Genomic DNA, 24717 nt, shown 5'->3' with positions numbered 1-24717 from the left:
GTAATACGGTAATTGATATTAACATCTGAGGAGGAGACAGATATGTTTGATAAAATCGGAATACCAAAGCGGCTTGCCTGGGGGTTTTTAGGGGTTGTTTTGTTTATGATGGGAGACGGGCTTGAACAAGGCTGGCTCAGCCCTTTTCTGATCGAAAACGGGCTTACCGTTCAGCAATCCGCTTCAATTTTTAGCATTTACGGAATTGCGCTTGCCATAGCTTCTTGGTTTTCGGGTGTATGTCTTGAAGCATTTGGCGCAAAACGGACGATGTTTATGGGGCTGTTGTTTTATGTGATCGGTACAGCTGCATTTATCGTGTTTGGATTTGAACAGCTGAACCTCCCTGTAATGTATGTGACTTACTTTGTAAAAGGGTTAGGCTACCCGCTTTTTGCTTATTCTTTCTTGACATGGGTCATCTACAGAACACCGCAAAACAAACTGAGCACTGCTGTCGGCTGGTTTTGGATTGCGTATTGCCTGGGCATGTTTGTGTTCGGTGCTTGGTACTCAAGCTACGCGATCAAAGCGTTCGGTTATTTGAATACGCTTTGGAGCTCTATTTTCTGGGTATGTCTTGGTGCATTCTTCGCATTGTTTATCAATAAAGACCGTTTTGAAAAGAAGAAAAGAAAAAGATCAGAAACAGCTGAGGAGCTTTTAAAAGGAGTTACCATTCTTTTTACGAATCCGCGGGTGCTTACAGGCGGAATCATCAGAATTATCAACAGCATTGGTACATATGGTTTCCCAGTCTTTTTGCCGATGCACATGGCTCAGCATGGAATTTCAACCAATGTGTGGCTGCAGATTTGGGGAACGATTTTTCTGGGGAATATTGTGTTCAACCTTATCTTTGGAATTGTCGGCGATAAGTTCGGCTGGAAAAATACCGTTATTTGGTTCGGCGGAGTCGGCTGCGGCATTTTCACCGTCCTATTATATTATGCACCTGTTTTCTCCGGTGGAAGTTTAGCGGTTGTCAGCGTGATCGGTTTTATTTGGGGAGGTTTGCTGGCAGGCTATGTGCCGATTGGTGCAATTGTGCCGACGGTGGCCGGAAAAGACAAAGGAGCGGCCATGTCTGTATTGAATTTGGCTGCAGGTTTATCAGCGTTTGTCGGCCCTGCGCTCGCTTGGCTGTTCATCGGTCTCATCGGGGCGCAAGGTGTTGTCTGGATCTTTGCGATCCTTTATCTTGCGAGTGCGGTCATGACGAAATGCATTCATATACCTGAGGAAAAAGCAGTACAGGAGGAAACGTCTCCTCAATATGCATCTTAATCAGAAAGCGCCCTGTTTCAGGGGCGCTTTTTATCATGTATTCAGTAATGTAAGGCTTTCCATGCTTACAACAGCATTTACCACTATGCATCTTTTTTACTTGTTTCAAAGTTTATTTACTTTGTAAGTTATATAAGTATAAGAGGTGAAAATCTTGAAGGAAGTGATCAAGAATCAAGATGTCATAGCTGGTGCAGGTCCTGAATCGGACATTTAAAGGGAAGGGGATGTACATGCAGATCGAAAGAATGCCGTCCGTTCATTCTCTTGATTCTAATATAGAATACACATTTGTATCATAAGGGACTCCATTTTGATACATGTACTGTCTTAAGACCCCTTCTTTTTGGAATCCCATTTTTACGAGCAGGCGATTTGATGCTTCATTTTCGGTAAATACAACTGCGCCAATACGCGTCAGTCCAAGGGAAGAGAATCCGTAGGATACAACCTTTGAAATGGCTTCTAATGCAAATCCGTTTCGCCAATGCGCCGGGACGATTTCATAACCGATCTCTGCACGCCTATGCTTTTGGGCCAAAGCATGAAAGCCAATTGTTCCGCTCAATTCTTTAGTGTCTCTTCTTTCAATTCCCCACCGTATACCGCGCTTTTCTTGATAAAGGCCGGCAAACGTTTGAACCATTGAGGTTGCCTGTTCTATAGATTCCATGTTTTCAACTCCGTAATAGCGTGTCACCTTATCGTTTGAAAAACAAGCAAAAATGGCTTCTGCATCTTGATCTGTGATTTGCCTAAGTGTAAGCCGATCCGTTTCTAATACAGGAAACATTCAACCACTCCCCAAGTTTGTGTTTTCGTTTATGATATCCCTTTTATTTCCTCTTTTCTATAGTGAAATCAAACCTGAGGCAGCAAAGGAACGAATTTGTTTTTCTAGTTGCTCTTTGTTTTTGTTGAATTGTTTCAAACGATGGCCATTTGCGCCTGATGGGTGGGGTAAGCCGCGAAGGCAAAACAAATTCCGGATGCAGTGCTGGCTGATCAGTGTATCACATACTGTTTCGGCTGCTTTTCCCAGCGGTATGAGAAGAGCCGGTCCTGTCAATTTATTGAGCTCCGCAGGGAAGTGCTCAAAAGCATAGGTGCTTAGGATAGGAGAGCGAGAAATAGCCGGCCTGTAGCCGGTATAGTTTTTTAGCTGAATGAAGACAGGATATTTGATAACAGAAGTGGTATGAAGCATATGCCGCAAGTCTCCAAAAAGCTGTGAGGCGCTTTGAATGCCTAAAGCCTGCGGCAGTCCGCATAAATCCAGCATATTGATCAGGTTATGCCTCATCGAACCGGAGAGACCTGCTGCTTTTTTCGTGTCTACCGCCATTTGCTCAAGAGACCGGCCGCGCCGCAGACTTTCTGCGGCTGTTTCGTATGCTGTTTTCATCTGAAAAAACCCCGGCGTGTCCCGCAATCACAATTGTGGCAGCACGATTGATATATTCATTATGAGGTGAATAATAGATGCCAAGTTCGTTTTCTTGATGGAGACGAAATGGAGAAATGAGTAAATCGGACTTTGTAGGAGATGAAGGAAGAGAATGTAGCTTCTCTGCGAACTCCTTTAAGCAGCGGCGGTTTACAATCATGCATAGTCCTCCTTAAAAATGATACCCCATTGTCCATTCTGATCGTAACAACGGGATATCATTCATCTTTATCTGCTATTTAAATGTCCTGCCTTCCACACCTCTTTGACTGCTTGAGGAACTTCTTTCACTTCAGCTGTTGTTTGTTGAAATACGTTTTTTTTCATTTGGACATCCTGCTGAATCTTCTTTTGTTTTTGCGTCAGCAGCTCCGCCTCCGTCTTTAATCCTTCGACTTGTTTTTGCATTGCCTGCGTAACAGAGGTGAGCTCTTTTAGTGCGGGATCTATTTTTTTCTTGTTTTGAATCACATTAACCCCTAAGAAAATGGTAGAAATAGCCAATACGGCGATGCTGATATAAACAATAACCATATGTTCACTCCTTTTCTTATGTCATTACCCTGTTTCCGCTTTTTTAATCAAAAGAAATGATATTTGCACAGGTCGTTTGATTTGCGTATTGGATTTGTTGTACTTATAATGTGATATCGTACATATGTAAACAAAGAAAGGGTGCTTCAATTGCAAAGTTTACAAAATAAAACTGCTCTTATCACAGGCGGAGGCAGAGGGATAGGCCGCGCAACAGCTCTTGCGCTTGCGAAAGAAGGCGTGAATATCGGGTTAGTCGGCCGGACTGCCGCAAATGTTGAAAAAGTGGCTGAAGAAGTTAAAGCACTTGGTGTAAAAGCTGCATTTGCTGCTGCAGATGTAAAAGATGCCGACCAGGTTAATCAAGCTGTAGCTCAAGTGAAAGAACAGCTCGGTGATATCGATATCCTCATTAATAACGCTGGAATCAGCAAATTTGGCGGTTTCTTAGATCTGTCAGCTGATGAGTGGGAAGATATTATTCAAGTCAACCTAATGGGTGTGTATCATGTCACTCGCGCGTTGCTTCCGGAAATGATCGAACGCAAAGCCGGAGACATCATTAATATTTCTTCTACAGCGGGCCAAAGAGGAGCAGCTGTGACAAGTGCTTACAGCGCTTCTAAATTTGCGGTTCTCGGGTTAACTGAGTCTCTTATGCAAGAAGTGAGAAAGCATAATATTAGAGTCAGTGCGTTAACGCCAAGCACTGTCGCTAGTGATATGTCTATCGAATTGAACTTAACAGACGGTAATCCTGAAAAGGTTATGCAGCCAGAAGATCTTGCTGAATACATGGTGGCACAATTGAAATTAGATTCGCGAATTTTCATCAAAACAGCGGGATTATGGTCAACAAATCCCTAAAAAAGAGAAGCCTGTCTTGCGACAGGCTTTTTTATTTGAATGTAATCCGCACTGGTAAGAAGACGTGAAAACCAGCAATCGTTTTTAATTGAAGATAACAGTGAAAATCAGCTATAACAGAACTAAATAAACTATGTACTAAATATTCATTTATTATTTTATATTCCGCGCCACATATAAACAGCTAACATTAGATTTTTGGATTAACAGTCTTTAATATAAAGAAGGAAACCAATAGATTAAAATTGAATATTTAGTACATAGTGTTCTCAGTTGACAGAAGAAGGAGTGCATATGATGAAAGAAGAAAAAAGAAGTTCAACTGGTTTTTTAGTTAAACAGCGTGCATTTTTGAAACTTTATATGATAACGATGACAGAGCAAGAGAGACTCTACGGATTGAAGCTGCTTGAAGTGCTTAGGTCTGAATTTAAAGAGATTGGTTTTAAACCAAATCATACAGAAGTATACCGATCTTTACATGAGCTCCTTGATGACGGGATATTAAAGCAAATCAAAGTAAAAAAAGAAGGGGCTAAGCTCCAGGAAGTCGTCCTCTATCAATTTAAAGATTACGAGGCTGCCAAACTATATAAAAAACAGCTGAAAGTTGAGCTGGACCGCTGTAAAAAACTGATTGAAAAAGCGCTCTCAGATAACTTTTAAATATAAACAAACACCCGGCACAGCAGTATGCATCGGGTGTTTTCTGCTTTTCATTATACATATTTGTCGAAAAGAAACAATACAAATCAATGATGACCTTCAAACTTGACATCATTTCCTCACGTGGTAACATTTTAAACGTGTGAAAATGCGAACAAAAAAGCGAACAAAGGAGATGTTACCGATCTTTGATCAAAAGAAAGTAGCCTTTATAGGAGCAGGATCTATGGCGGAAGGAATGATATCAGGTATCGTTCGTGCCAACAAAATCCCGAAACAAAACATCTGCGTTACAAACCGCAGCAATACAGAGCGATTAGCTGAACTTGAACTTCAATATGGAATTACTGGCGCTACGCCCAATGAACTATGTATTGAAGACATGGATGTACTCATTTTGGCAATGAAGCCAAAAGACGCTGAAAGCGCTCTGTCATCACTAAAATCACGTATTCAACCCCATCAATTAATATTGTCGGTCCTTGCCGGCATAACCACCTCTTATATTGAACAATCATTGCTTAATGAACAGCCGGTTGTCAGAGTGATGCCCAACACATCCAGTATGATTGGCGCTTCTGCAACGGCCATTGCGCTTGGCAAGTATGTGTCAGAAGACCTGAAAAAGCTGGCCGAAGCATTGCTCGGATGCATGGGTGAAGTCTATACAATTCAAGAAAATCAAATGGACATTTTCACCGGAATTGCCGGCAGCGGTCCCGCGTATTTTTACTATTTAATGGAATTCATTGAGAAGACAGGCGAGGAAGCAGGACTCGATAAACAGTTATCTCGAAGCATCGGAGCACAGACGCTTTTGGGTGCCGCAAAAATGCTCATGGAAACAGGCGAACAGCCTGAGGTCTTAAGGGACAATATCACGTCACCGAACGGAACGACAGCTGCCGGGCTGCAAGCCTTGAAAAAGAGCGGCGGCGGAGAAGCCATTTCTCAAGCGATCAAGCATGCGGCTATGCGTTCAAAGGAAATCAGCGACGATATCGAAAAAACAGCTGCCCCGCTATCAGGAGTGATAAAGTGACGTCCGATACTAACATGAAAAGAGTCGTTGTGAAAATTGGGAGCAGTTCATTAACAAGCCTTCATGGAGAAATCAGCATTCGAAAATTAGAAGCGTTGGTCGACCAGATCGCCAAACTTAAAGACGCCGGCTATGAAGTGATTTTGGTCTCTTCAGGCGCAGTGGCGGCGGGATATCGGAAGCTCGGATTTATCCAAAGACCCGAGAAGCTTCCAGAAAAACAGGCATCAGCTTCAATCGGCCAGGGCCTGCTGATGGAGGCTTATTCAAAGCTGTTCTTGGCGCATGGCTATGTTGCGTCCCAAATTTTAATTACGAGAAGCGATTTTTCTGATGAATATCGATATAACAATGTCCGGAATACAATGAATGTACTGCTCGAACGCGGCATCATCCCAATTATAAACGAAAACGACACAGTTACCGTCAATCGGCTCAAGTTTGGCGACAATGATACACTAGCGGCAAAAGTCGCCGGATTAATTGATGCGGATATGCTTGTGATTTTATCAGATATTGATGGCTTATATGACGGCAATCCGCGCACAAATCCAGAAGCAAAAAGGATGCAGCGGGTGAGTGAGATAACGCCTGACATCGAAGCGTGCGCAGGTGATACTGGCAGCGGCGTCGGTACCGGCGGCATGCGCTCTAAGCTTGATGCGTTTAAAATCGTAATGGCCTCTGGCATTAAAGGATTTCTTGGTCAGGCAGATGTAAAAGATATTTTATATCAAGCTGTTCATCAAGAGGCAGAAGGCACCTATTTTGAAGCAGAGGGAACGCTTCCGTTAAACCATAAAGAGCAGTGGATCGCTTTTAATTCCGGCCCAGAAGGTGAAATGATTTTATCAGATGATTATTCACGAAAAATAACAAACGGGCAATCGAGTTTATATCTGGACGGTGTACAGGAGATTAAAGGGAAATTCAAAAGCGGATCAGTTGTTCGGCTGATGGATTCTCAAGGGGCAGAAATCGGGCTCGGAATCGTCAATTATTCTTCTGTACAGCTTCAAGAACTCGATAAGAAAAAAGAGCTGATGAACAAAGCAGTAATTGATCAGGAAGCATTTGTGTGCCATGTGGATTTATCTTTGCCTGTATATTAATCTGACAAGAGCAAAAAACCCGAACTTCTTTATAGAAGCTCGGGTTCGTTTTTTTATTGATACTGCTCCAGCTTGGAGAAGAATTGAATGACAAACTCATAAAAGTCATTCGCAGACGGCGCAAGCTCTCTGTTTTTCGGTTTAATAATTCCGACTGTCCGTTTCACTTGAGGGAACTCAATTGGAATTTTCACAGTAAAACGAGGTGTTGTTTCAGCAAACGTGCTTTCAGGCAGAAGGGTAACGCCCATTCCCGCGGACACCAAGCCCTTAATGGCATCCAAATCCTCACCCTCTGTAGAAACGAGAGGGGCAAAGCCGGCTTGTTTGCAAGCATCAATTGCCATTTTTCTAAGCACAAATCCTTCCGGAAACAAAACAAATTGGTCATTGCGTAAATCGATTAAATGAACCGTTTTTTGTTTGGCCAGCGGATGATTTAATGGAACAAGCGCGTAAATTTTCTCTGTGAATAAAATTTTTCCTGTTATGTCAGGAAAGTTCGTCGGCACCGGCCCTAATAAGGCCAAATCAATATCGCGGGTTCTGACAGCTTCAATCAGAAACTTATAGGAGCCTTGTCGCAGCAAAAATTCTACGTGCGGATATTCTTCTTTAAATGCTGAAATCACAGTCGGCAAAAGCTGGCTGGCGAGGCTTGTAGGAAAGCCAATCTTTACCGTCCCGCGATGCGGGTCGAGATACTCATCAATTTGTTCTTTCGCATAATCGATGGCTTTCATTGCCGTTTTCACATGAATCAAAAATTCTTTTCCGATCGGCGTGAGTTTGATATTTCTCCCTTCACGCTCAAATAAAGTCACATTTAATTCTTCTTCAAGATTTGCAATTTGTCTGCTGATTGCTGATTGGGCCACATGCAAATGATCAGCAGCTTCTGAAACGTGTTCACGTTCAGCCACCTCCATAAAATAGCGCAGTTGGCGCAGCTCCATGTTTGTCTCACATCCATCTATCTCATTTTGAGATTCTTTTGATCTAAATTATATATTGTTTATATCGTTTTGAAAACCTACAATGATTATAGAGTTGTAAGATTTTATGACCGGTATTATCGGAAATTGATCGGGGGAGAGGAATTATGACGTACAATCAAATGCCAAAAGCTCAAGGTCTCTACCGTCCTGAATTTGAACATGATGCATGCGGAATCGGCCTATATGCGCACTTAAAGGGCAAGCAGACTCATGACATCGTCAAACAGGGGCTTAAGATGCTTTGCCAGCTAGACCACAGAGGAGGTCAAGGCAGTGACCCGGATACAGGAGACGGAGCCGGCTTACTGGTTCAAATCCCTGATGCTTTCTTTAGGAAAGAGTGCAAAGACATCAATCTGCCGGAAAAAGGGCGTTACGGGGTAGGAATGGTCTTTTTCTCACAGAAGGAAGATGAAAGAAAAAAAATCGAAAAGCAAATCAATGCACTGATTGAACAAGAAGGCCAAGCCGTTCTTGGATGGAGAACTGCACCTGTAAATGTCGGAAAAATCGGAACAGTGGCACAGAAAAGCTGTCCGTTTGTCCGTCAAGTATTTATCGGCGCAAGTTCTGATCTGAAGGACAATTTGTCTTTTGAACGAAAATTGTATGTCATTCGTAAACAGGCTGAAAACTGGGGAGTTACGGAAGGTCTTGATTTTTATTTTGCCAGTCTTTCAAGCCAGACTATTGTTTACAAAGGCCTTTTAACACCTGAACAAGTTGATGCGTTTTATTCTGATCTGCAAGATGAAGCATTCGTTTCTGCTTTTGCGCTAGTCCATTCGCGCTTCAGCACCAACACATTCCCTACATGGGAAAGAGCGCATCCAAACCGTTATTTGGTTCACAACGGTGAAATTAATACCCTTCGCGGAAACATGAACTGGATGAGAGCGCGTGAGCAGCAATTTGTTTCTGAAAGCTTCGGTGAGGACTTGAACAAGATTCTTCCAATTCTGAATGCTGACGGCAGTGACTCTTCCATTTTAGATAACGCATTTGAGTTTTTTGTAATGGCTGGACGCAAACCGGCACATACAGCGATGATGCTCATTCCTGAGCCATGGACGGAAAATACGCATATGTCTAAGGAAAAGAGAGCGTTCTACGAGTACCATAGTTCCCTAATGGAGCCTTGGGACGGACCGACAGCCATTTCATTTACTGACGGAAAACAAATCGGTGCGATCCTTGACCGGAATGGTCTCCGTCCGGCCCGTTATTATGTAACAAAAGATGATTATATTATTTTCTCATCTGAAGTAGGCGTTATTAAAGTTGAACAGGAGAACGTTTTATATAAGAACCGTCTAGAACCTGGAAAAATGCTGTTAATCGACCTGGAAGAAGGCCGGATTATCTCAGATGAAGAAGTCAAAACACAAATTGCAACTGAGTTCCCGTACCAAAAGTGGCTTGAGGAAGAGCTTGTCCAAGTGAATCCTGATCCGGAATCAAGAGAGGAAGAACAATTTACAGATCTTCTTACTCGTCAGAAGGCATTCGGATACACATATGAAGATATCCAAAAATATTTAATTCCTGTCATTAAAGAAGGCAAAGATCCTCTCGGTTCAATGGGGAATGACGCGCCGCTTGCAGTTCTGTCAGACCGCGCGCAATCACTGTTTAACTACTTTAAGCAGCTGTTTGCACAAGTGACGAACCCGCCAATCGACGCGATTCGTGAGCAGCTTGTGACATCTACGATGACTTGGCTAGGTGCAGAAGGTGATCTTCTTCACCCAAGTGAGCGAAACGTTCGCCGGATTAAACTATATACACCTGTTTTATCCAATGAACAGTTTTACGCATTAAAAACGATTGTTCATCCTGATTTAAAAAGCCAAAAAATCGATGTGCTGTTTTCAGAGGATCTTGAACGCGGATTAAAGGACATGTTCACACAGGCAGAAAAAGCCATCAGCCAAGGTGTAAGTCTGTTAATTTTATCAGACAAAAAGATGAACGGACGCCTGACACCAATTCCGCCGCTTCTGGCAGTCAGCGCGCTGCATCAGCATTTAATCCGCAAGGGGCTGCGTACGAAAGTCAGCATTATTGTGGAATCAGGAGAAGCGCGTGAAGTACATCACTTTGCAGCTTTAATCGGTTATGGTGCGGATGCGATTAATCCTTATCTCGCTTATGCGACCTACAAGCAGGAAATTGATGAAGGCCGTTTAGATATTAGCTATGAAGAAGCGGTCAGCAAATATGGAAAAAGCATTACTGAAGGTGTCGTAAAAGTCATGTCCAAGATGGGGATTTCAACTGTACAAAGCTACAGAGGCGCCCAAATCTTTGAGGCAGTAGGAATCAGCGGCGATGTGATTGACCGCTATTTCACAGGAACTGCATCACAGCTCGGCGGCATCGACTTGAACACAATTGCAGAAGAGGCGCAGCGCCGCCACCGGGAAGCGTATCAAGATGATTACAGCAAAACGCTTGAACCGGGAAGTGACTTCCAATGGAGAAACGGCGGAGAGCATCACGCGTTTAACCCAAAAACGATTCATACCTTGCAATGGGCGTGCCGAAGAAATGATTACAATCTGTTTAAACAATATACAAAAGCGGCAGATGAAGAGCGCATTGGATTTTTACGGAACTTGTTCGCGTTTGACGGAGACCGCAAGCCTCTGAAATTGGAGGAAGTTGAATCCGCTGAATCGATTGTCAAACGCTTTAAAACGGGTGCGATGTCATTTGGATCCTTAAGTAAGGAAGCGCATGAAGCTTTAGCAATCGCAATGAACCGTCTTGGCGGGAAAAGCAACAGCGGTGAGGGCGGAGAAGATCCGAAACGCTTTGTTCCAGATAAAAACGGCGATGACAGAAGAAGCGCGATCAAACAAATTGCATCCGGACGTTTCGGTGTCAAAAGCCATTACCTCGTTAATGCAGATGAGCTGCAGATTAAAATGGCGCAAGGCGCTAAGCCGGGTGAAGGCGGACAGCTGCCTGGCAACAAGGTATATCCTTGGGTTGCCGATGTCCGCGGATCAACGCCTGGTGTCGGATTAATCTCACCGCCGCCGCACCACGACATTTATTCGATTGAGGATTTAGCCCAGCTGATCCACGATTTGAAAAATGCCAACCGTGACGCAAGAATCAGCGTAAAGCTGGTGTCAAAAGCAGGCGTAGGCACAATCGCTGCAGGTGTTGCCAAAGCGACCGCAGATGTCATTGTGATCAGCGGTTACGACGGAGGTACAGGTGCCTCTCCGAAAACCAGTATTAAACATACGGGGCTTCCGTGGGAGCTTGGCCTTGCCGAAGCACATCAAACGTTAATGCTAAACGGACTCCGTGACCGTGTTGTATTAGAAACAGACGGAAAGCTTATGACAGGCCGAGACGTTGTGATGGCTGCCTTGCTCGGCGCCGAAGAATTCGGTTTCGCAACGGCTCCGTTAGTTGTACTCGGTTGTGTCATGATGCGTGCCTGCCATTTGGATACATGTCCTGTCGGTGTAGCGACACAAAATCCAGAGCTTCGCAAAAAGTTCATGGGCGATCCTGATCATATTGTGAACTATATGCTGTTCATTGCTGAAGAAGTTCGTGAGTACATGGCTGCGTTAGGCTTCAAGACATTTGATGAAATGATCGGACGCACTGACGTACTTCATGTGAGTGAACGGGCGAAGGCGCATTGGAAAGCAAGCCAGCTTGATTTGTCTACACTTCTTTATCAGCCTGAAGGCGTACGGACGTTCCAATCGCCGCAAAATCATAAGATTGATCAATCACTTGATATTACAGCGATTCTCCCGGCCGTACAAGAAGCCATCGAGTCTGGAAAAGAAGCGGATGTTTCTATTCAAATCAACAATACAAACCGTGTAGCCGGAACGATAACAGGCAGTGAAATTTCGAAACGCTACGGAGAAGAAGGGCTTCCTGAAGATACGATCAAGCTGCAGTTTACCGGATCAGCCGGACAAAGCTTTGGAGCCTTCGTTCCTAAAGGGATGACGCTTTATTTGGACGGAGACTCAAATGATTATGTCGGAAAAGGGCTTTCTGGCGGAAAAATCATCGTCAAGTCACCGGAAGGATTCAATTCCGCTTCAGATGACAACGTCATTATCGGCAACGTAGCTTTCTACGGCGCGACAAGCGGAGAAGCATATATTAACGGACGTGCGGGTGAACGCTTTGCCGTTCGGAACAGCGGTGTGAACGTGGTTGTAGAAGGTATTGGCGACCACGGCTGTGAATACATGACTGGCGGAAGTGTTGTCGTACTCGGAGATGTAGGCAAAAACTTCGCGGCAGGTATGTCCGGCGGAATCGCTTATGTACTGGCCGAAGATGTAAAAGCGTTTAAACGCAAATGCAACCTTGAGATGATTTTATTTGAATCATTAGAGGATGAAAAAGAAACCCAGAAAATCAAAGCAATGCTTGAAAAACATGCTGCGTATACAAACAGCCAAAAAGCTACAGACCTGCTTGATCAGTGGGAAGACAGCGTGAAAAAATTCATCAAAGTCATTCCGAAAAACTATAAACAAATGCTCGCAAGCATCGAAGAGCAAAAAGCTGCAGGCTTATCAGATGAAGAAGCTGTTATGTACGCATTTGAAGCCAACACGAAGCAAAAGCAGAGTACAGCGTCATCGGGACAAAAACAAGCGGTAGTACAGTAAGGAAGGGGAGAGGAACATGGGGAAACCAACTGGATTTATGGAGATCAAACGAGAAAAACCTGCTGAGCGGGACCCTCTCACTCGCTTAAAGGATTGGAAAGAATATTCTGCTCCTTTTTCAGAAGAAGCATCGAAACGGCAGGGGGCGCGGTGTATGGATTGCGGTACACCGTTTTGCCAGATCGGTGCAGACATTAACGGATTTACATCCGGCTGTCCGATTTACAACTTAATTCCTGAATGGAATGATCTTGTCTACCGGGGCAGATGGAAAGAAGCATTGGAACGCCTTTTGAAAACAAACAACTTTCCTGAATTCACAGGGCGGGTATGTCCCGCTCCTTGTGAAGGATCATGTACATTAGCGATTTCAGACCCGGCCGTATCCATTAAAAATATCGAACGGACCATTATCGACAAAGGATTTGAGAATGGCTGGATTCAGCCTAGGATTCCTAAAAAACGAACAGGCAAAAAAGTGGCCATCGTTGGATCAGGCCCGGCCGGACTGGCGAGTGCTGACCAGCTGAATCAAGCGGGGCATTCCGTCACTGTGTTTGAACGCTCAGACAGAGCGGGCGGCCTTTTAACATACGGCATTCCGAACATGAAGCTTGAGAAAGGCATTGTAGAACGCCGGGTTAAATTGCTGACGCAAGAAGGAATTGATTTTGTCACGAACACAGAAATTGGCGTTGACATTACAGCTGATGAGCTGAAAGAGCAATTTGATGCTGTGATTCTGTGCACAGGCGCACAAAAACAACGGGATCTATTAATTGAAGGACGCAATTCAAAAGGAGTCCATTACGCGATGGACTACCTGACACTCGCAACAAAAAGCTATTTAGATTCTAACTTTAAAGACAAGAAGTTTATTGATGCAAAAGGAAAAGATGTCATCGTAATCGGGGGCGGAGACACAGGAGCTGACTGCGTGGCTACTGCTCTGCGACAAAAAGCTAAAAGTGTGCACCAATTCGGCAAACACCCGAAACTTCCACCGGCCCGCACGAATGACAATCAGTGGCCTGAACAGCCGCACGTCTTTACGCTTGAATATGCGTATGAAGAAGCGGAAGCAAAATTCGGAAGAGATCCGCGAGAATACTCCATTCAAACAAAAAAAATGGTTGCGGATAAAAATGGAAAGCTGAAAGAGCTTCATACCATCCAAATGGAAAAAGTGAAAAATGAGCACGGAAAGTACGAGTTCCGCGAGCTGCCCGGGACGGAAAAAGTATGGCCTGCTCAGCTTGTCTTTATTGCTATCGGCTTTGAAGGCACAGAACAGCCGCTGTTGAAACAGTTCGGTGTCAATTCTGTAAATAACAAAATCAGCGCAGCATATGGGGATTATCAAACAAATATCGATGGCGTATTTGCCGCAGGGGATGCAAGAAGAGGCCAAAGCTTAATTGTATGGGCGATTAATGAAGGCCGTGAAGTAGCGCGCGAAGTGGATCGATATTTGATGGGGAGTTCAGTTCTTCCGTAAATAAAGGGGATTATTATATAAAAGAAACCGGTCTGATTGCCAGCCGGTTTCTTTTTTTTATTCCATTACGATTCCGATGTTGCCAAACTGTCTGCCTTCCTGCATTCTGGTATATGCCTCACACGCTTTTTCTAAAGGATAAGTGTGGTCAAGTACAGGGCGCAGTCGATGTTTTTCAATGAAAGCGAGCATATCATGAAATTCTTCACAGCTCCCCATCGAGGTTCCCAATACATTGATCTGAGGAAAGAATAAAGAGCGCACCGGAAAACTGAGGTCGTCACCTGAGCTTGCCCCAAAGCTGACAATACGGCCGTTCGGTTTAACATGGCGGAAGTATTCCGAAAAGAGGGCGGGGCCTATGCTGTCAAGAACAACATCAGCCTTTTCTCCCTGCAGCTGTTCATCCCAATTGCTGTAGCTGTCAAATGCGTAATCAGCACCTAATTGCAGCGCTTTTTTTCTTTTCTCCTCACTGCGAGAGGTCACACTTACTTTCGCCCCGATCGCTTTAGCCATGAATAAAGCGTAGGTTGCAACACCGCTGCCGATGCCGGGTATCAATAGATGCTCGTCTTTTTTCAATTGGGCTTTTGTAAACAGGGCCCGATATGCGGTTAAAGCGGATAAAGGCAAAACGCCTGCTTCTTCCCAGGATAAATAAGAAGGTTTTTTGATTGCGTTTTGTGAAGGGATGATCACGTATTCAGCAAGCGTTCCGTCAGAAGGGCCGCCCAAAATCTCCGGAACAGGCGGCACATTCTCTGTCAAATCCCAGTTCAACGTCGGGAAAATGATTACTTCTGTTTGAACAGCAACGTTTTTCACGCCTTCACCGACCTCTTCAATGATACCGGCGCCGTCAGAGCCCAGTATCACATGAGGATCTCGTTCAGATTTGTTATTCATAAGAAACAGGTCGCGATGGTTTAGACCTGCAGATTTTAATTTGACTTTTACCTCTCCGTATCCGGGCTTTTTTGATGGAACGTCTTGAAAGGATAAACCCTGAAGTCCGGTTTTTCCGTTGTGAATTACAGCTTTCATGCTGTCTGCCTCCTCATTGAATTGTATTTTCATATCTTTACATATTTTACTTAGCGCTTTTCATCAAGTAAAATGAACAAATATGATAGCCGATATCACTTTTAATCATAGCAAGAAGGTGAGTGCCTGTGGAAAGCGGAGATTTGAAGATTTTTCGGGCTGTTGCCCGTGAAGGAAGTATAACGAAAGCAGCGCAAATGCTGAATTATGTTCAATCGAATGTGACAGCCAGAATACATAACCTAGAGGAAGATTTGAAGATCAAACTTTTTCATCGAACGAATCGCGGGATGAAGCTGACAGCTGCTGGAGAAAACCTATTGCAATACGCAGAGCAAGTATTATCACTGCTGGACAAAGCTGAAAAATCGGCACAGATGGGCCAGCATCCGAAAGGGCCTTTGCGGATCGGATCGTTGGAAACAACAGCGGTAACGCATCTGCCCGAGCATGCGGCCTCCTTCCTCAGGCGTTTTCCTGAAGTTGATTTATCAGTGAAAACAGCTGATACACACAATTTGATTCAACAGGTTCTTGATTATAAGGTTGATGGCGCTTTTGTATACGGACCGGTTGAGCAAATGGATATCAGACAAATCACTGTTTCCCGTGATGAATTGGTTTTGATTTCATCACTGGAGGGGACGGCAGAAGACATGCTTCGGCAGCCGATGCTCTTTTTTGGAGCTGGCTGTTCTCATCGTGCCAGGGTCAAGAGATTGCTGAAGGAAGCAGGTATTCAAAATCAAAAAATCATAGAGTTTGGCACATTGGAAGCTATTTTAAGAGGAGTATCCGCCGGTTTGGGTACGGCGCTGCTTCCGAAGTCCGCTGTTGACTGCTCTACCCATGGTGCAAATGTGTATATTCATCAGCTGCCAGCAGCGTATCAAGACTTAGAGATCGTATTTATATACAGAAAAGACTTTTTTATGACGAGTGCGTTTCAGACATTTATTGATGAGGTAAACGAAATGAAAAGATGAAGACTGTTACGCTGCATAAGCTGAACTAAGAACGTAGCCGATTGTCAAGAAAGCCGGCATATGGAGTATCACCAAACCGTATTAAAGGCATTCGGATTGTTATCAGGCAGGAGGAGGTTATTTCCGTTCTTATATAAAGGTCGCATACAAAAAAACTGTACTCAATTGAAGCGAGTACAGTTTTTTCCTTTTATTTCCGTTTTAAATTAATGCCGATCGCCGCGCCGTTTCTACTTGAATCAGCTACGCCTTTAAAAGTGCCGTTTTCATGGTCGATAGAAATGCTTTGTACGTTTCCGATATCCACCGGGCTTTTGCCGAATTTGTGGCCCATGCCGTTTAGTTTACTGAGAACATCTTCAGGAACTCCGTCTTCATAGCGGTAAGAGCTCATGCTGTTTGTGTAAATTCTCGGCTCTTCAACAGCTGCTTTTAATTCCATGCCATATTCGATGTGATAGAGAATGGTTTGCAAAACGGACGAAATAATGGTGGCCCCGCCAGGAGATCCGACGGTGAGGACAGGCTTGTCATCCTTAAATAAAATGGTCGGGGTCATGCTGCTTAAAGGCCGTTTGTTTGGCTGTACTTCGTTGGCTCCGCCTGGAACCGCATCAAAATCTGTTAGTTCATTGTTTAAAATGACGCCGTAATCAGGGACCATAATACCCGTTCCGAATAGCTGTTCAATTGTCGTCGTATAGGAAACAACATTTCCCCAGCGGTCGGCAACTGTAAAGTGGGTTGTTTGGCCTTCTACTTTGTCTTTCGGCTGTTCGACTTGCTTATAGTTTGCCGATCCTTCTTGGTATTTCCAAGGATCACCGGCTTTCGGTTTTTTATTGACTTGATCTAAGTTAATTAATTGCTGGCGTTCTTTAATATAATCGGGGTGAAGCAGGCCTTTGAGAGGAACGTTTACAAATTCGGGATCACCTGCATAAGACGCACGGTCGGCATAAGACAAATGCATCGTTTCAGCAAGCAGTTGATATTTTTCCCATGAGCGGACATCGTATTGTGAAAGGTTAAAATCATCAAGTATTTCCAGCATTTGCAATAAGAAAATACCGCCAGAGCTTGGAGGAGGAGTAGTGGCGATTTGATAGCCTTGATAGTCTCCCCAAATCGGTTCATCGATTGTGATGTCATAATTTTCTAAATCCTTTTTCGTCATTGATCCGCCGAAATCCTGTACAGTGTCAGAAAGCGCTTTGGCGAATTTTCCTTCATAAAAAGCGTCAGTGCCTTTTGAGCGAATGAGCTTAAACGTTTTTGCCAAATCCTTTTGAACCAGTGTATCGCCTTCTTTAAGCGGCTCGCCATTTGGCAAAAATACATCTTTTGCAGCAGTCCGTGACAGCTTTTCCTGATAATCAGAAATCGCATCCGCCAACACCGAATCAATCGGAAAGCCTTTTTCAGCGAGTTTAATAGAAGGGGTGATTAATTGCTTCATTGAACGGGTTCCCCATTTATCCAGAGCTTCTTCCAGCCCTTTCAGCGTACCTGGAACACCGACGGCAGTACCTTTTGTCACACGTTCAGAGAAAGGAATCGCTTTGCCGTCTTCATCGAGAAACATATCAGGAGTTGCACCTGCTGGAGCGCGTTCACGGCTGTCAATGATCGTTGTATCCTTTGTTTTTCCGTCATACACCATCATAAAGCCGCCGCCGCCAATGCCTGACATCATCGGCTCTGTTACATTGAGCGCAAATTGAATGGCAACTGCCGCGTCAATGGCATTTCCTCCTTTTTTCAGTACATCAGCACCGATTTCCGAAGCGAGAGGATGTGCGCTAGCAACCATGCCGTCTTTCCCAACATCTACTTGTTTGTACTCGTCATAGCTTTTGGGCGGCTTTTTCGCTTCCGCGTGAAAAGGAACACTTCCAGCGACTAACAGAACACTAAGCAGAGCTGTTAAACAGACGTTCCACGTTCTTTTCATGTTCTCCCTCCTATATGAAGCTGTTATGTTACAATCTTAGCGTAAAAAAATTACAGCGTTTTCACAAGTGACAAATGGTATATTATATAGAACATTCACCCGCTTTTCTGTGTGAAATTGATTATATTGTTATGAGCCATGTGCTATATTAGAATCAGCATACGGATTAAGAAAGGACTGCTATATGTATTTAACGATTAAAGAAACAGCAGAATATACAAATCTTTCAGAGGATTATATTAAAAGTTTGGTGCAGGGAGGAAAAATCAGAGCCGTTCATGACGGTGAGCAATTTTTAATTTTTAAGGGGCAGTTCAAAACGCATCTCGAACAGCTGGAGAATTACAGAACACTCGTGCAGGAAATCTTAAATGAACCAATCCCGGAAGATATCGATGTAAAGGATGAGGACTAGGACACAATTTCAAATTGTGTCTTTTTTTGTATATCTTTTTAAAAACAGCGAAAAAACCGAAGCGTCAGATTTTGTTCTAAGAGGCTTTTTGATGGTAGATAGGGGAATATGTATCAAATAGGTTAAAAGCTTTATAAGAGTCTTTAAAACTCATTTAAGAGGGAGGAGGTTCTGAAAAGCTTTTTCACCAGCCTATGTAACACTATGTATATTATGTTACATAAACGCCGCCGCACTTTGACTTTCAACGTTTTTTAGCTATAATAGTAACATAGACCTCAAAACGTTACATAACGGTTTTTAAGGAGTTTTTGGATGCATATTGTACAGCCGATTCGCAGTTTAGAAAAAATTCAAGATGTAAAACAGTATTTGCTAAACAAAAACAAGCGGGATTATTTTCTGTTTATTTTCGGCATCAACAGCGCGCTTCGTATTTCTGATATTCTGCCGCTGCAAGTGAAGGACGTTAAAAATAAAGATCATTTATGGGCAACTGAAAGCAAAACGAAAAAGAAAAGGAAGATTCTGATTTTAGAATCGCTGAAACACGAAATATACGAGTATACGAAAGACATGAAAGAAAACGAATATCTTTTTAAATCTGTACGGACCAGGAAACCCATTTCCCGCATTCAGGCCTACAGAATTTTAAGAGAGGCCGCCGCGGCGTGCGGACTTGAGGAGATAGGGACGCATACGCTGCGGAAAACGTTCGGCTATCATTTTTATCAGCGGACAAAAGACATTGCCGAGCTGCAGAGAATACTGAATCATTCATCACCCTCGATTACAATGCGGTATATCGGTATTGATGAAGATACGACAAGGGCCGCGTATAAGGTTTTTGGAGGACTTTAATACAAACCGCTTGAAAATATTCATCATCAGAGCTACTATATAAATACCAAAAGCTCTAGTAGCACAGCGGATAGTGCAGCAGTTTCCTAAACTGCAGGTCGGGAGTTCGAATCTCTCCTAGAGCGTTATATGACAAAATGACAATGGGCTTTTGGCCTGTTGTCTTTCTTTATGCCAAATAAAAAAAACGCCCGCTTATGCAGGGCGTTTTTTCTTATATAACTGCGTCAAATTGATTGACTTTCCATTTTTTATTTTCTTTTACAAATGTCACTTTCCGTTTCGCTGCAGGTGATCCGTCTAAAGTAGGAACGGTAAATTCGTATGTGACTGTGCCGCCTTTTTTAGAGATCAGTTTAGCAGTTGATTTTTTCCAATTTAAAAGGTTGTCACCGTCGCCGATTGGCACGGCTAGTTTTCCTTTTGAAACAGTGAAGTGATAGTCTTTAAAGCCTTTTTCGATTGCTGTTTTTGTGAAAATAGGAGTTAAGTAATTCACTGCTTTTGCTTTAGTGCCTAGGTCACTGCACATGTACACGTATTGAAGATTTTGATACTCAAATGTGCCTGATGGGCAAACTGCTTTTTTCGCTTTTGGATTGTGGCCGCTCATTGTGTTCCAAAAGTGCTCTCTTGCTGATAACGCCAGCTGCAGTGCTTGTTTTTGTGATAAATCACCTGAAGTATTTTTCGCAAATGCATTTGTGCTTAATGACAGAATAAGTGCAATAGTTGTTAGAAATAGAAAACATTTTTTCATTGTAGTTCACTCCTTCAAAATCTCTTTCTCTTATGTTACAAATGTTACAATAATTACGGATAGATTACAATACTTTTGCATAAATTATTTTTTATTCTTTTACTCACAAGAAAATAGGCTGTTACTTGCTAGTTTATTCTTCATAAGCTAAAAAGATGTGTAAAATTAGAAGAATCGGGAAGGGTTTCATATGTACAGTGATGAATAATAACATGTTACATATCCTGTTTTTGTCAAAAGAATAGGGTCATGTTTACAAACGAATTCAAATAAAGGAGCTTTCAATATGGAAACATCACAAGAACAACTTGTAACTCAGAAGAAAAGCAATCCATCTGTCTGGCGGTCTATGTCACTCTTTTTAGTTCCGCTTCTGCTAAGCAATGTGCTGCAATCAGTCGGCCAGCTAGTCGGGATGATGGCTGTAGGCAGATGGCTTGGTGTTGATGCGGTTGCAGCTGTATCATCCTTTTTCCCGTTATTTTTTCTTTTAATCTCATTTACAATTGGGATCGGTTCAGGAAGCTCGATCCTGATCGGACAAGCCTACGGGGCGAAAAATGAGGAACGGTTAAAGGCTGTTGTCGGGACGACGCTCACGTTTACGTTTTTATTAGGAGTTGTGTTAGCCGTCATCGGCAGTATTTTCACCTTGGATATTCTTCGTTTAATGGGCACGCCTGAAAATGTAATTCATGTCAGCGCCAGCTATGCACGTATTTTATTTTACGCGATGCCGTTTATGTTTTTATATTTCGCTTATACAACATTTTTGCGCGGAACAGGGGATTCTAAGACACCTTTTTATACGCTGATTGTGAGCACGGTCATTAACATAGCGCTTTTGCCTGTCTTGATCCTTGGCATGTTCGGTTTTCCGAAACTGGGCATATACGGCTCCGCATATGCAACCGTTATTTCCACGATTGCGACTTTTATTGTGTTAATGGTGTATTTGCGAAAACGGAACCATCCGCTGCAATTTGATAAAACAGTGCGCCGTTATTTGAAAATGGATAAAGAACTTCTGGCTCTCCTGCTGCGCCTCGGGATTCCATCAAGCATCAATATGATTCTCGTCTCATTATCAGAGATAGCGGTTATTTCATTCGTCAACCATTATGGCTCTAATGCGACAGCTGCATACGGCGTGGTCAACCAGGTAGCCAGCTATGTGCAGATGCCGGCCGTCAGCCTTGGTATTGCGGTGTCTATATTCGCCGCGCAATCGATCGGAGCGAACGAGTTTGGCCGCCTAAAACAGGTAATTCGTGTCGGGATTTGGCTGAATTATATCATTGGCGGTGTGCTGATCATTCTGATCTATGTTTTTTCACATCAGATTTTAGGATTATTTTTAACCGAACAAGAGACGCTTTACATTGCGCACCGTCTCTTGATGATTACATTGTGGAGTTACTTACTCTTTGGAAATGCCCAAATTATTTCTGCGACGATGCGGGCAAGCGGAACGGTTTTATGGCCGACCGTTATCAGTATTTTTGCCATCTGGGGAGTAGAGGTGCCTGTCGCGTTCGTACTTTCCCACTACACAAATCTTGAAATACTCGGCGTCTGGGTTGGCTATCCGGCTGCGTTTGCCGTCAGCTTGCTGTTGATTTATGGGTATTATCAATTCGTTTGGAAAAAGAAACAGATTACACGTCTCATCCAATAGCATCCCGAATCACACCGTTCAACATTTGAACGGTGTTTTTTGTTTGATAAAGAGAAAACATAAATGGAGGAAATATGGCACATTACATTGAATTCTTATACAAGCAATGAATCAAGGAGAGGTTGAGTACACATGGCAAACGATATTGAGAAGATTACGTATTTAGGAACACCTGCCATCAAAGCAGGCAACGAACATATAGAAATGATTGTCGTTCCCGAGTGGGGGAGCAACGTCATTTCTCTTGTGGACAAAACGACACAGCTTCAGCTTTTGCGTGAACCGGAAACAGCAGAAAGCTTTCATGATACACCAACATTGTATGGCATTCCGATCCTGTTTCCGCCTAACCGGATAAGTGACGGTACATTCAGTTTCCGGGGCAGAACATATCATTTTGATATCAATGAAAAGGATAAACACAACCATCTTCATGGGTTTCTTTATCAGGAAAAATGGAACGTAGTGACCATGAAGCAAACTGATGAAGAAGTGATCGTTGAAACTGAAATTGACCTTTCAGAGCTTCCCCATGTGTATAAGCAATTTCCGCATCATGCCGTCGTTCGGATGACATACACGCTAAAGGGGAATACTCTATTTAAACATGCGACGGTCATGAACAAAGGAAAGGAAGCGTTTCCTTGGGGAATCGGCTATCATACTACATTTGTATTTCCAGAAGAAAGCTCGTTATTCTCCCTGACAGCAGATCAGCAATGGGAGTTGGATGAGCGCCTGCTGCCGACCGGGAAACTGATGGATGTACCGAATAAAGAAGCCTTGCATGAAGGGATGGATTTACGCAGCCAGCAGCTGGATGATGTCTTTTTATCTTCTTATCAGAAAAGGGGCGGAGAAAATCAGGCAGTCATTTATCATCAGCATGCACATATAAGCATTATTTATAAGGCAGATGAACAATTTAAACATTGGGTTGTATACAACGCGGACGGAAAGCAGGGATATTTATGCCCTGAACCTTACACATGGGTGACAAACGCTGTGAATCTTGATGTGTCTCCATCACTCACTGGTGTAAAAGTGCTGGAGCCGGGAGAAGAAACGACAGCCAAAAGCAGTATCACCATTGAACTGAATCATCAATAGTTAATGATGGAGCGCAGAGAGGCGGGGTAAAAAAATGAAAAAAAGCATAAAGCTTTATGTTGCTGTTTTGCTGCTTTTCGTCGTTGCTTCGGTACCTTATATGCATCAGGCTGCGCAAGCGGCTGAAAAACAAGGTGCACTTGCCGGGCAGATCGATAAGATTTTAGCTGATCATCCTGCACTCGAAGGCGCAATGGCCGGCATCACCGTTCGTTCTGCGGAAACAGGCGCTGTTCTATATGAGCATTCAGGAGAGATCCGAATGAGGCCCGCCTCTTCATTAAAACTTTTGACAGCGGCCTCATCACTTTCTGTTCTTGGCGAGGACTATTCCTTTACAACCGAGGTCCGGACGGACGGCAAATTTAAAGGGAAAAAGCTGAATGGAAACCTTTATTTGATAGGGAAAGGAGATCCGACACTTTTACCATCTGATTTTGAAGAAATGGCTGAGAAATTGAAACAATCCGGCGTGAAAGAGATCAAAGGCAATCTGATCGGTGATGATACGTGGTATGATGACATCCGATTATCGCCTGATATGCCGTGGAGTGATGAATACACATATTACGGCGCGCAAATCTCCGCTTTAACAGCGTCTCCGAATGAAGATTATGATGCAGGCACTGTGATTGTAGAGGTCACCCCGGGTAAAAAAGAGGGGGAAAAGCCTGCCGTTTCTGTATCTCCGAAGACGGATTATGTAACGGTTAAGAACGATGCCAAAACGACTGCGGCTGGCCAAAAGAAAGACCTCACGATCGAAAGAGAGCATGGAACAAACACGATCACAATTGAAGGGAGCGTACCGGTTGACGCAAGCAAGACAAAGGAATGGATTGCTGTCTGGGAGCCTGCTGGATACGCTTTGGATTTATTTAAGCAGGCACTAAAAAAACAAGGAATTACTGTAAAAGGGCACGTCAAGACAGGCGCTGCGCCCGATTCTTCAGACGTGTTAATCTCTCATCGCTCAATGCCTCTGTCAAAACTATTTGTGCCGTTTATGAAATTAAGCAATAACGGACATGCCGAAGTGCTCGTAAAAGAGATGGGGAAAGTGAAAAAAGAAGAAGGAAGCTGGGAAAAGGGACTTGAAGTATTAAACAATGCGCTTCCGGAATTTGGTGTTGATCCCAAATCACTTGTCTTAAGAGACGGATCAGGTGTCTCCCATATTAATGCTGTATCCTCAGATCAAATCTCACAGCTGTTATATGACATTCAAGATGAGAAATGGTTCTCAGCTTATCTAAATTCTCTGCCGGTTGCGGGCAATAGTGACAGGATGATAGGCGGAACACTGAGGAACCGGATGAAAGACACTCCTGCACAAGGAAAGGTAAGGGCAAAAACCGGATCGTTAAGCACAGTCAGCTCTTTATCCGGGTACGCAGAAACCAAGAGCGGAAAAACCCTTGTTTTTTCTATTCTTTTGAACGGATTGATTGATGACGAGGATGGAAAAGATATCGAGGATCAAATCGCTGTCATCTTGGCAAATCAATCATAGCGTCAGACCTGTTTTCCAAGGAAAACAGGTTTTTTTATGTCTTCAATAATATTCTGGTCGCATCTTCCAACAAATAGAAAGATTACGCGCAACAGCAAATTAGCACAATTGAAAAATTAGTGTGTAAGACCCGAATCGAAATGATACTTTTATCACTTTATGTTCAAAAATTTGATGAAGAAAGAAACCAAAACTAAAGAAATAATACTGTATTCAAAAAAATGTTATAAAAATTTAATATTTTTTATTGTACTTTAAAAAATATCCGTTAATAT

Annotated in this window: 19 protein-coding genes, 1 tRNA gene and 1 pseudogene; 14 read left to right on the top strand and 7 right to left on the bottom strand. The window is 43.3% G+C overall.

What is annotated here, in order from left to right; translation table 11 throughout:
* Nucleotides 1-42: 42 nt before the first annotated feature.
* Nucleotides 43-1287: an MFS transporter gene (locus LWH95_RS08820; RefSeq protein ID WP_029316838.1), complete on the top strand. Its 1245-nt coding sequence runs from the start codon at nucleotides 43-45 to the stop codon at nucleotides 1285-1287.
* Nucleotides 1288-1546: 259 nt separating this feature from the next.
* Here the strand turns inward: LWH95_RS08820 and LWH95_RS08815 are convergent, their stop codons facing one another.
* The 3 genes and pseudogenes from LWH95_RS08815 to LWH95_RS08805 form a co-directional block, all read right to left on the bottom strand.
* Complete coding sequence (locus LWH95_RS08815) at nucleotides 1547-2080, bottom strand: GNAT family N-acetyltransferase (RefSeq protein ID WP_232919361.1); 534 nt, start codon at nucleotides 2078-2080, stop codon at nucleotides 1547-1549.
* A 43-nt stretch (nucleotides 2081-2123) separates the two neighbouring features.
* Nucleotides 2124-2894: pseudogene (locus LWH95_RS08810) on the bottom strand (hypothetical protein).
* A 68-nt stretch (nucleotides 2895-2962) separates the two neighbouring features.
* Nucleotides 2963-3268 carry a DUF948 domain-containing protein gene (locus LWH95_RS08805; RefSeq protein WP_060398746.1) on the bottom strand — a complete coding sequence of 102 codons (306 nt, stop codon included), beginning with the start codon at nucleotides 3266-3268 and terminating at the stop codon, nucleotides 2963-2965.
* A 150-nt stretch (nucleotides 3269-3418) separates the two neighbouring features.
* Between LWH95_RS08805 and LWH95_RS08800 the strand changes: the two genes are divergently transcribed.
* The 4 genes from LWH95_RS08800 (at nucleotide 3419) to proB (ending at nucleotide 6955) form a co-directional block, all read left to right on the top strand.
* Nucleotides 3419-4135: a 3-ketoacyl-ACP reductase gene (locus tag LWH95_RS08800; RefSeq protein WP_232919360.1), complete on the top strand. Its 717-nt coding sequence runs from the start codon at nucleotides 3419-3421 to the stop codon at nucleotides 4133-4135.
* 297 nt (nucleotides 4136-4432) lie between these two features.
* Nucleotides 4433-4801, top strand: a complete 369-nt coding sequence (gene rtp / locus LWH95_RS08795) for a replication termination protein (protein WP_003220337.1) — start codon at nucleotides 4433-4435, stop codon at nucleotides 4799-4801.
* A gap of 148 nt (nucleotides 4802-4949) precedes the next feature.
* Nucleotides 4950-5843, top strand: coding sequence for a pyrroline-5-carboxylate reductase (proC, locus tag LWH95_RS08790; protein ID WP_148981850.1), 894 nt, complete (start codon nucleotides 4950-4952; stop codon nucleotides 5841-5843).
* On the top strand, nucleotides 5840-6955 hold the full coding sequence (gene proB / locus LWH95_RS08785) for a glutamate 5-kinase (RefSeq protein ID WP_084994465.1): 1116 nt from the start codon (nucleotides 5840-5842) through the stop codon (nucleotides 6953-6955). The genes proC and proB overlap by 4 nt, the downstream gene beginning before the upstream one ends.
* A 53-nt stretch (nucleotides 6956-7008) precedes the next feature.
* Here proB and gltC read toward each other — a convergent pair whose 3' ends face one another.
* Entirely contained in the window at nucleotides 7009-7911 is a 903-nt protein-coding gene (gene gltC, locus LWH95_RS08780) for a glutamate biosynthesis transcriptional regulator GltC (RefSeq protein ID WP_019258572.1), read from the bottom strand.
* A 146-nt stretch (nucleotides 7912-8057) separates the two neighbouring features.
* Here gltC and gltB point away from each other — a divergent pair, with 146 nt between their 5' ends.
* Together gltB and gltD are read left to right on the top strand one after the other, a co-directional pair.
* Complete coding sequence (gene gltB / locus LWH95_RS08775) at nucleotides 8058-12620, top strand: glutamate synthase large subunit (RefSeq protein ID WP_232919359.1); 4563 nt, start codon at nucleotides 8058-8060, stop codon at nucleotides 12618-12620.
* A gap of 16 nt (nucleotides 12621-12636) precedes the next feature.
* Nucleotides 12637-14118 carry a glutamate synthase small subunit gene (gltD, locus tag LWH95_RS08770; protein ID WP_133489195.1) on the top strand — a complete coding sequence of 494 codons (1482 nt, stop codon included), beginning with the start codon at nucleotides 12637-12639 and terminating at the stop codon, nucleotides 14116-14118.
* 57 nt (nucleotides 14119-14175) lie between these two features.
* Here gltD and LWH95_RS08765 read toward each other — a convergent pair whose 3' ends face one another.
* A complete protein-coding gene (locus LWH95_RS08765) occupies nucleotides 14176-15165 on the bottom strand; it encodes a zinc-binding dehydrogenase (RefSeq protein ID WP_133489197.1) in 990 nt (329 codons plus the stop codon).
* A 128-nt stretch (nucleotides 15166-15293) separates the two neighbouring features.
* Between LWH95_RS08765 and LWH95_RS08760 the strand changes: the two genes are divergently transcribed.
* Complete coding sequence (locus tag LWH95_RS08760; RefSeq protein ID WP_232919358.1) at nucleotides 15294-16151, top strand: LysR family transcriptional regulator; 858 nt, start codon at nucleotides 15294-15296, stop codon at nucleotides 16149-16151.
* A 190-nt stretch (nucleotides 16152-16341) separates the two neighbouring features.
* On the opposite strand, the gene ggt is transcribed toward LWH95_RS08760, so the two are convergent.
* The gene (gene ggt / locus LWH95_RS08755) at nucleotides 16342-18105 is read right to left on the bottom strand and encodes a gamma-glutamyltransferase (RefSeq protein ID WP_100274597.1); all 1764 of its coding nucleotides are present in this window, start codon (nucleotides 18103-18105) and stop codon (nucleotides 16342-16344) included.
* A gap of 184 nt (nucleotides 18106-18289) precedes the next feature.
* Here ggt and LWH95_RS08750 point away from each other — a divergent pair, with 184 nt between their 5' ends.
* The 3 genes from LWH95_RS08750 (at nucleotide 18290) to LWH95_RS08740 (ending at nucleotide 19506) form a co-directional block, all read left to right on the top strand.
* Nucleotides 18290-18520, top strand: a complete 231-nt coding sequence (locus LWH95_RS08750; RefSeq protein WP_232919357.1) for an excisionase family DNA-binding protein — start codon at nucleotides 18290-18292, stop codon at nucleotides 18518-18520.
* Between the two features lie 315 nt (nucleotides 18521-18835).
* Entirely contained in the window at nucleotides 18836-19381 is a 546-nt protein-coding gene (locus LWH95_RS08745; RefSeq protein WP_060398741.1) for a site-specific integrase, read from the top strand.
* A 52-nt stretch (nucleotides 19382-19433) separates the two neighbouring features.
* Nucleotides 19434-19506, top strand: a tRNA-Arg gene (locus LWH95_RS08740).
* Nucleotides 19507-19595: 89 nt separating this feature from the next.
* Here LWH95_RS08740 and iseA read toward each other — a convergent pair.
* The gene (iseA, locus tag LWH95_RS08735; protein ID WP_003241937.1) at nucleotides 19596-20141 is read right to left on the bottom strand and encodes a DL-endopeptidase inhibitor IseA; all 546 of its coding nucleotides are present in this window, start codon (nucleotides 20139-20141) and stop codon (nucleotides 19596-19598) included.
* Between the two features lie 286 nt (nucleotides 20142-20427).
* Here iseA and LWH95_RS08730 point away from each other — a divergent pair, with 286 nt between their 5' ends.
* The 3 genes from LWH95_RS08730 to dacB all read left to right on the top strand — a co-directional run bounded on the left by LWH95_RS08730 (nucleotide 20428) and on the right by dacB (nucleotide 24442).
* Nucleotides 20428-21819, top strand: a complete 1392-nt coding sequence (locus LWH95_RS08730) for an MATE family efflux transporter (protein WP_003241939.1) — start codon at nucleotides 20428-20430, stop codon at nucleotides 21817-21819.
* Nucleotides 21820-21951: 132 nt separating this feature from the next.
* Nucleotides 21952-22929, top strand: a complete 978-nt coding sequence (gene galM, locus LWH95_RS08725) for an aldose 1-epimerase (protein ID WP_100274599.1) — start codon at nucleotides 21952-21954, stop codon at nucleotides 22927-22929.
* A gap of 34 nt (nucleotides 22930-22963) precedes the next feature.
* Nucleotides 22964-24442: a D-alanyl-D-alanine carboxypeptidase/D-alanyl-D-alanine endopeptidase gene (gene dacB, locus LWH95_RS08720; protein WP_232919356.1), complete on the top strand. Its 1479-nt coding sequence runs from the start codon at nucleotides 22964-22966 to the stop codon at nucleotides 24440-24442.
* Nucleotides 24443-24717 lie beyond the last annotated feature (275 nt).

Source organism: Bacillus sp. G16 (assembly GCF_021282335.1).
Classification (GTDB): Bacteria; Bacillota; Bacilli; order Bacillales; family Bacillaceae; genus Bacillus; species Bacillus inaquosorum.
Note: the sequence above shows the minus strand (reverse complement) of the source record. Positions and strands in the feature narration are given on the sequence as shown.

Coding starts and splice junctions, on each gene's coding strand:
- LWH95_RS08820 (WP_029316838.1), top strand. CDS start 43: ATGTTTGATAAAATCGGAATACCAAAGCGGCTTGCCTGGGGGTTTTTA.
- LWH95_RS08815 (WP_232919361.1), bottom strand. CDS start 2,080: ATGTTTCCTGTATTAGAAACGGATCGGCTTACACTTAGGCAAATCACA.
- LWH95_RS08805 (WP_060398746.1), bottom strand. CDS start 3,268: ATGGTTATTGTTTATATCAGCATCGCCGTATTGGCTATTTCTACCATT.
- rtp (WP_003220337.1), top strand. CDS start 4,433: ATGAAAGAAGAAAAAAGAAGTTCAACTGGTTTTTTAGTTAAACAGCGT.
- proC (WP_148981850.1), top strand. CDS start 4,950: ATGCGAACAAAAAAGCGAACAAAGGAGATGTTACCGATCTTTGATCAA.
- gltC (WP_019258572.1), bottom strand. CDS start 7,911: ATGGAGCTGCGCCAACTGCGCTATTTTATGGAGGTGGCTGAACGTGAA.
- gltB (WP_232919359.1), top strand. CDS start 8,058: ATGACGTACAATCAAATGCCAAAAGCTCAAGGTCTCTACCGTCCTGAA.
- gltD (WP_133489195.1), top strand. CDS start 12,637: ATGGGGAAACCAACTGGATTTATGGAGATCAAACGAGAAAAACCTGCT.
- LWH95_RS08765 (WP_133489197.1), bottom strand. CDS start 15,165: ATGAAAGCTGTAATTCACAACGGAAAAACCGGACTTCAGGGTTTATCC.
- ggt (WP_100274597.1), bottom strand. CDS start 18,105: ATGAAAAGAACGTGGAACGTCTGTTTAACAGCTCTGCTTAGTGTTCTG.
- LWH95_RS08750 (WP_232919357.1), top strand. CDS start 18,290: ATGTATTTAACGATTAAAGAAACAGCAGAATATACAAATCTTTCAGAG.
- LWH95_RS08745 (WP_060398741.1), top strand. CDS start 18,836: ATGCATATTGTACAGCCGATTCGCAGTTTAGAAAAAATTCAAGATGTA.
- iseA (WP_003241937.1), bottom strand. CDS start 20,141: ATGAAAAAATGTTTTCTATTTCTAACAACTATTGCACTTATTCTGTCA.
- LWH95_RS08730 (WP_003241939.1), top strand. CDS start 20,428: ATGGAAACATCACAAGAACAACTTGTAACTCAGAAGAAAAGCAATCCA.
- galM (WP_100274599.1), top strand. CDS start 21,952: ATGGCAAACGATATTGAGAAGATTACGTATTTAGGAACACCTGCCATC.
- dacB (WP_232919356.1), top strand. CDS start 22,964: ATGAAAAAAAGCATAAAGCTTTATGTTGCTGTTTTGCTGCTTTTCGTC.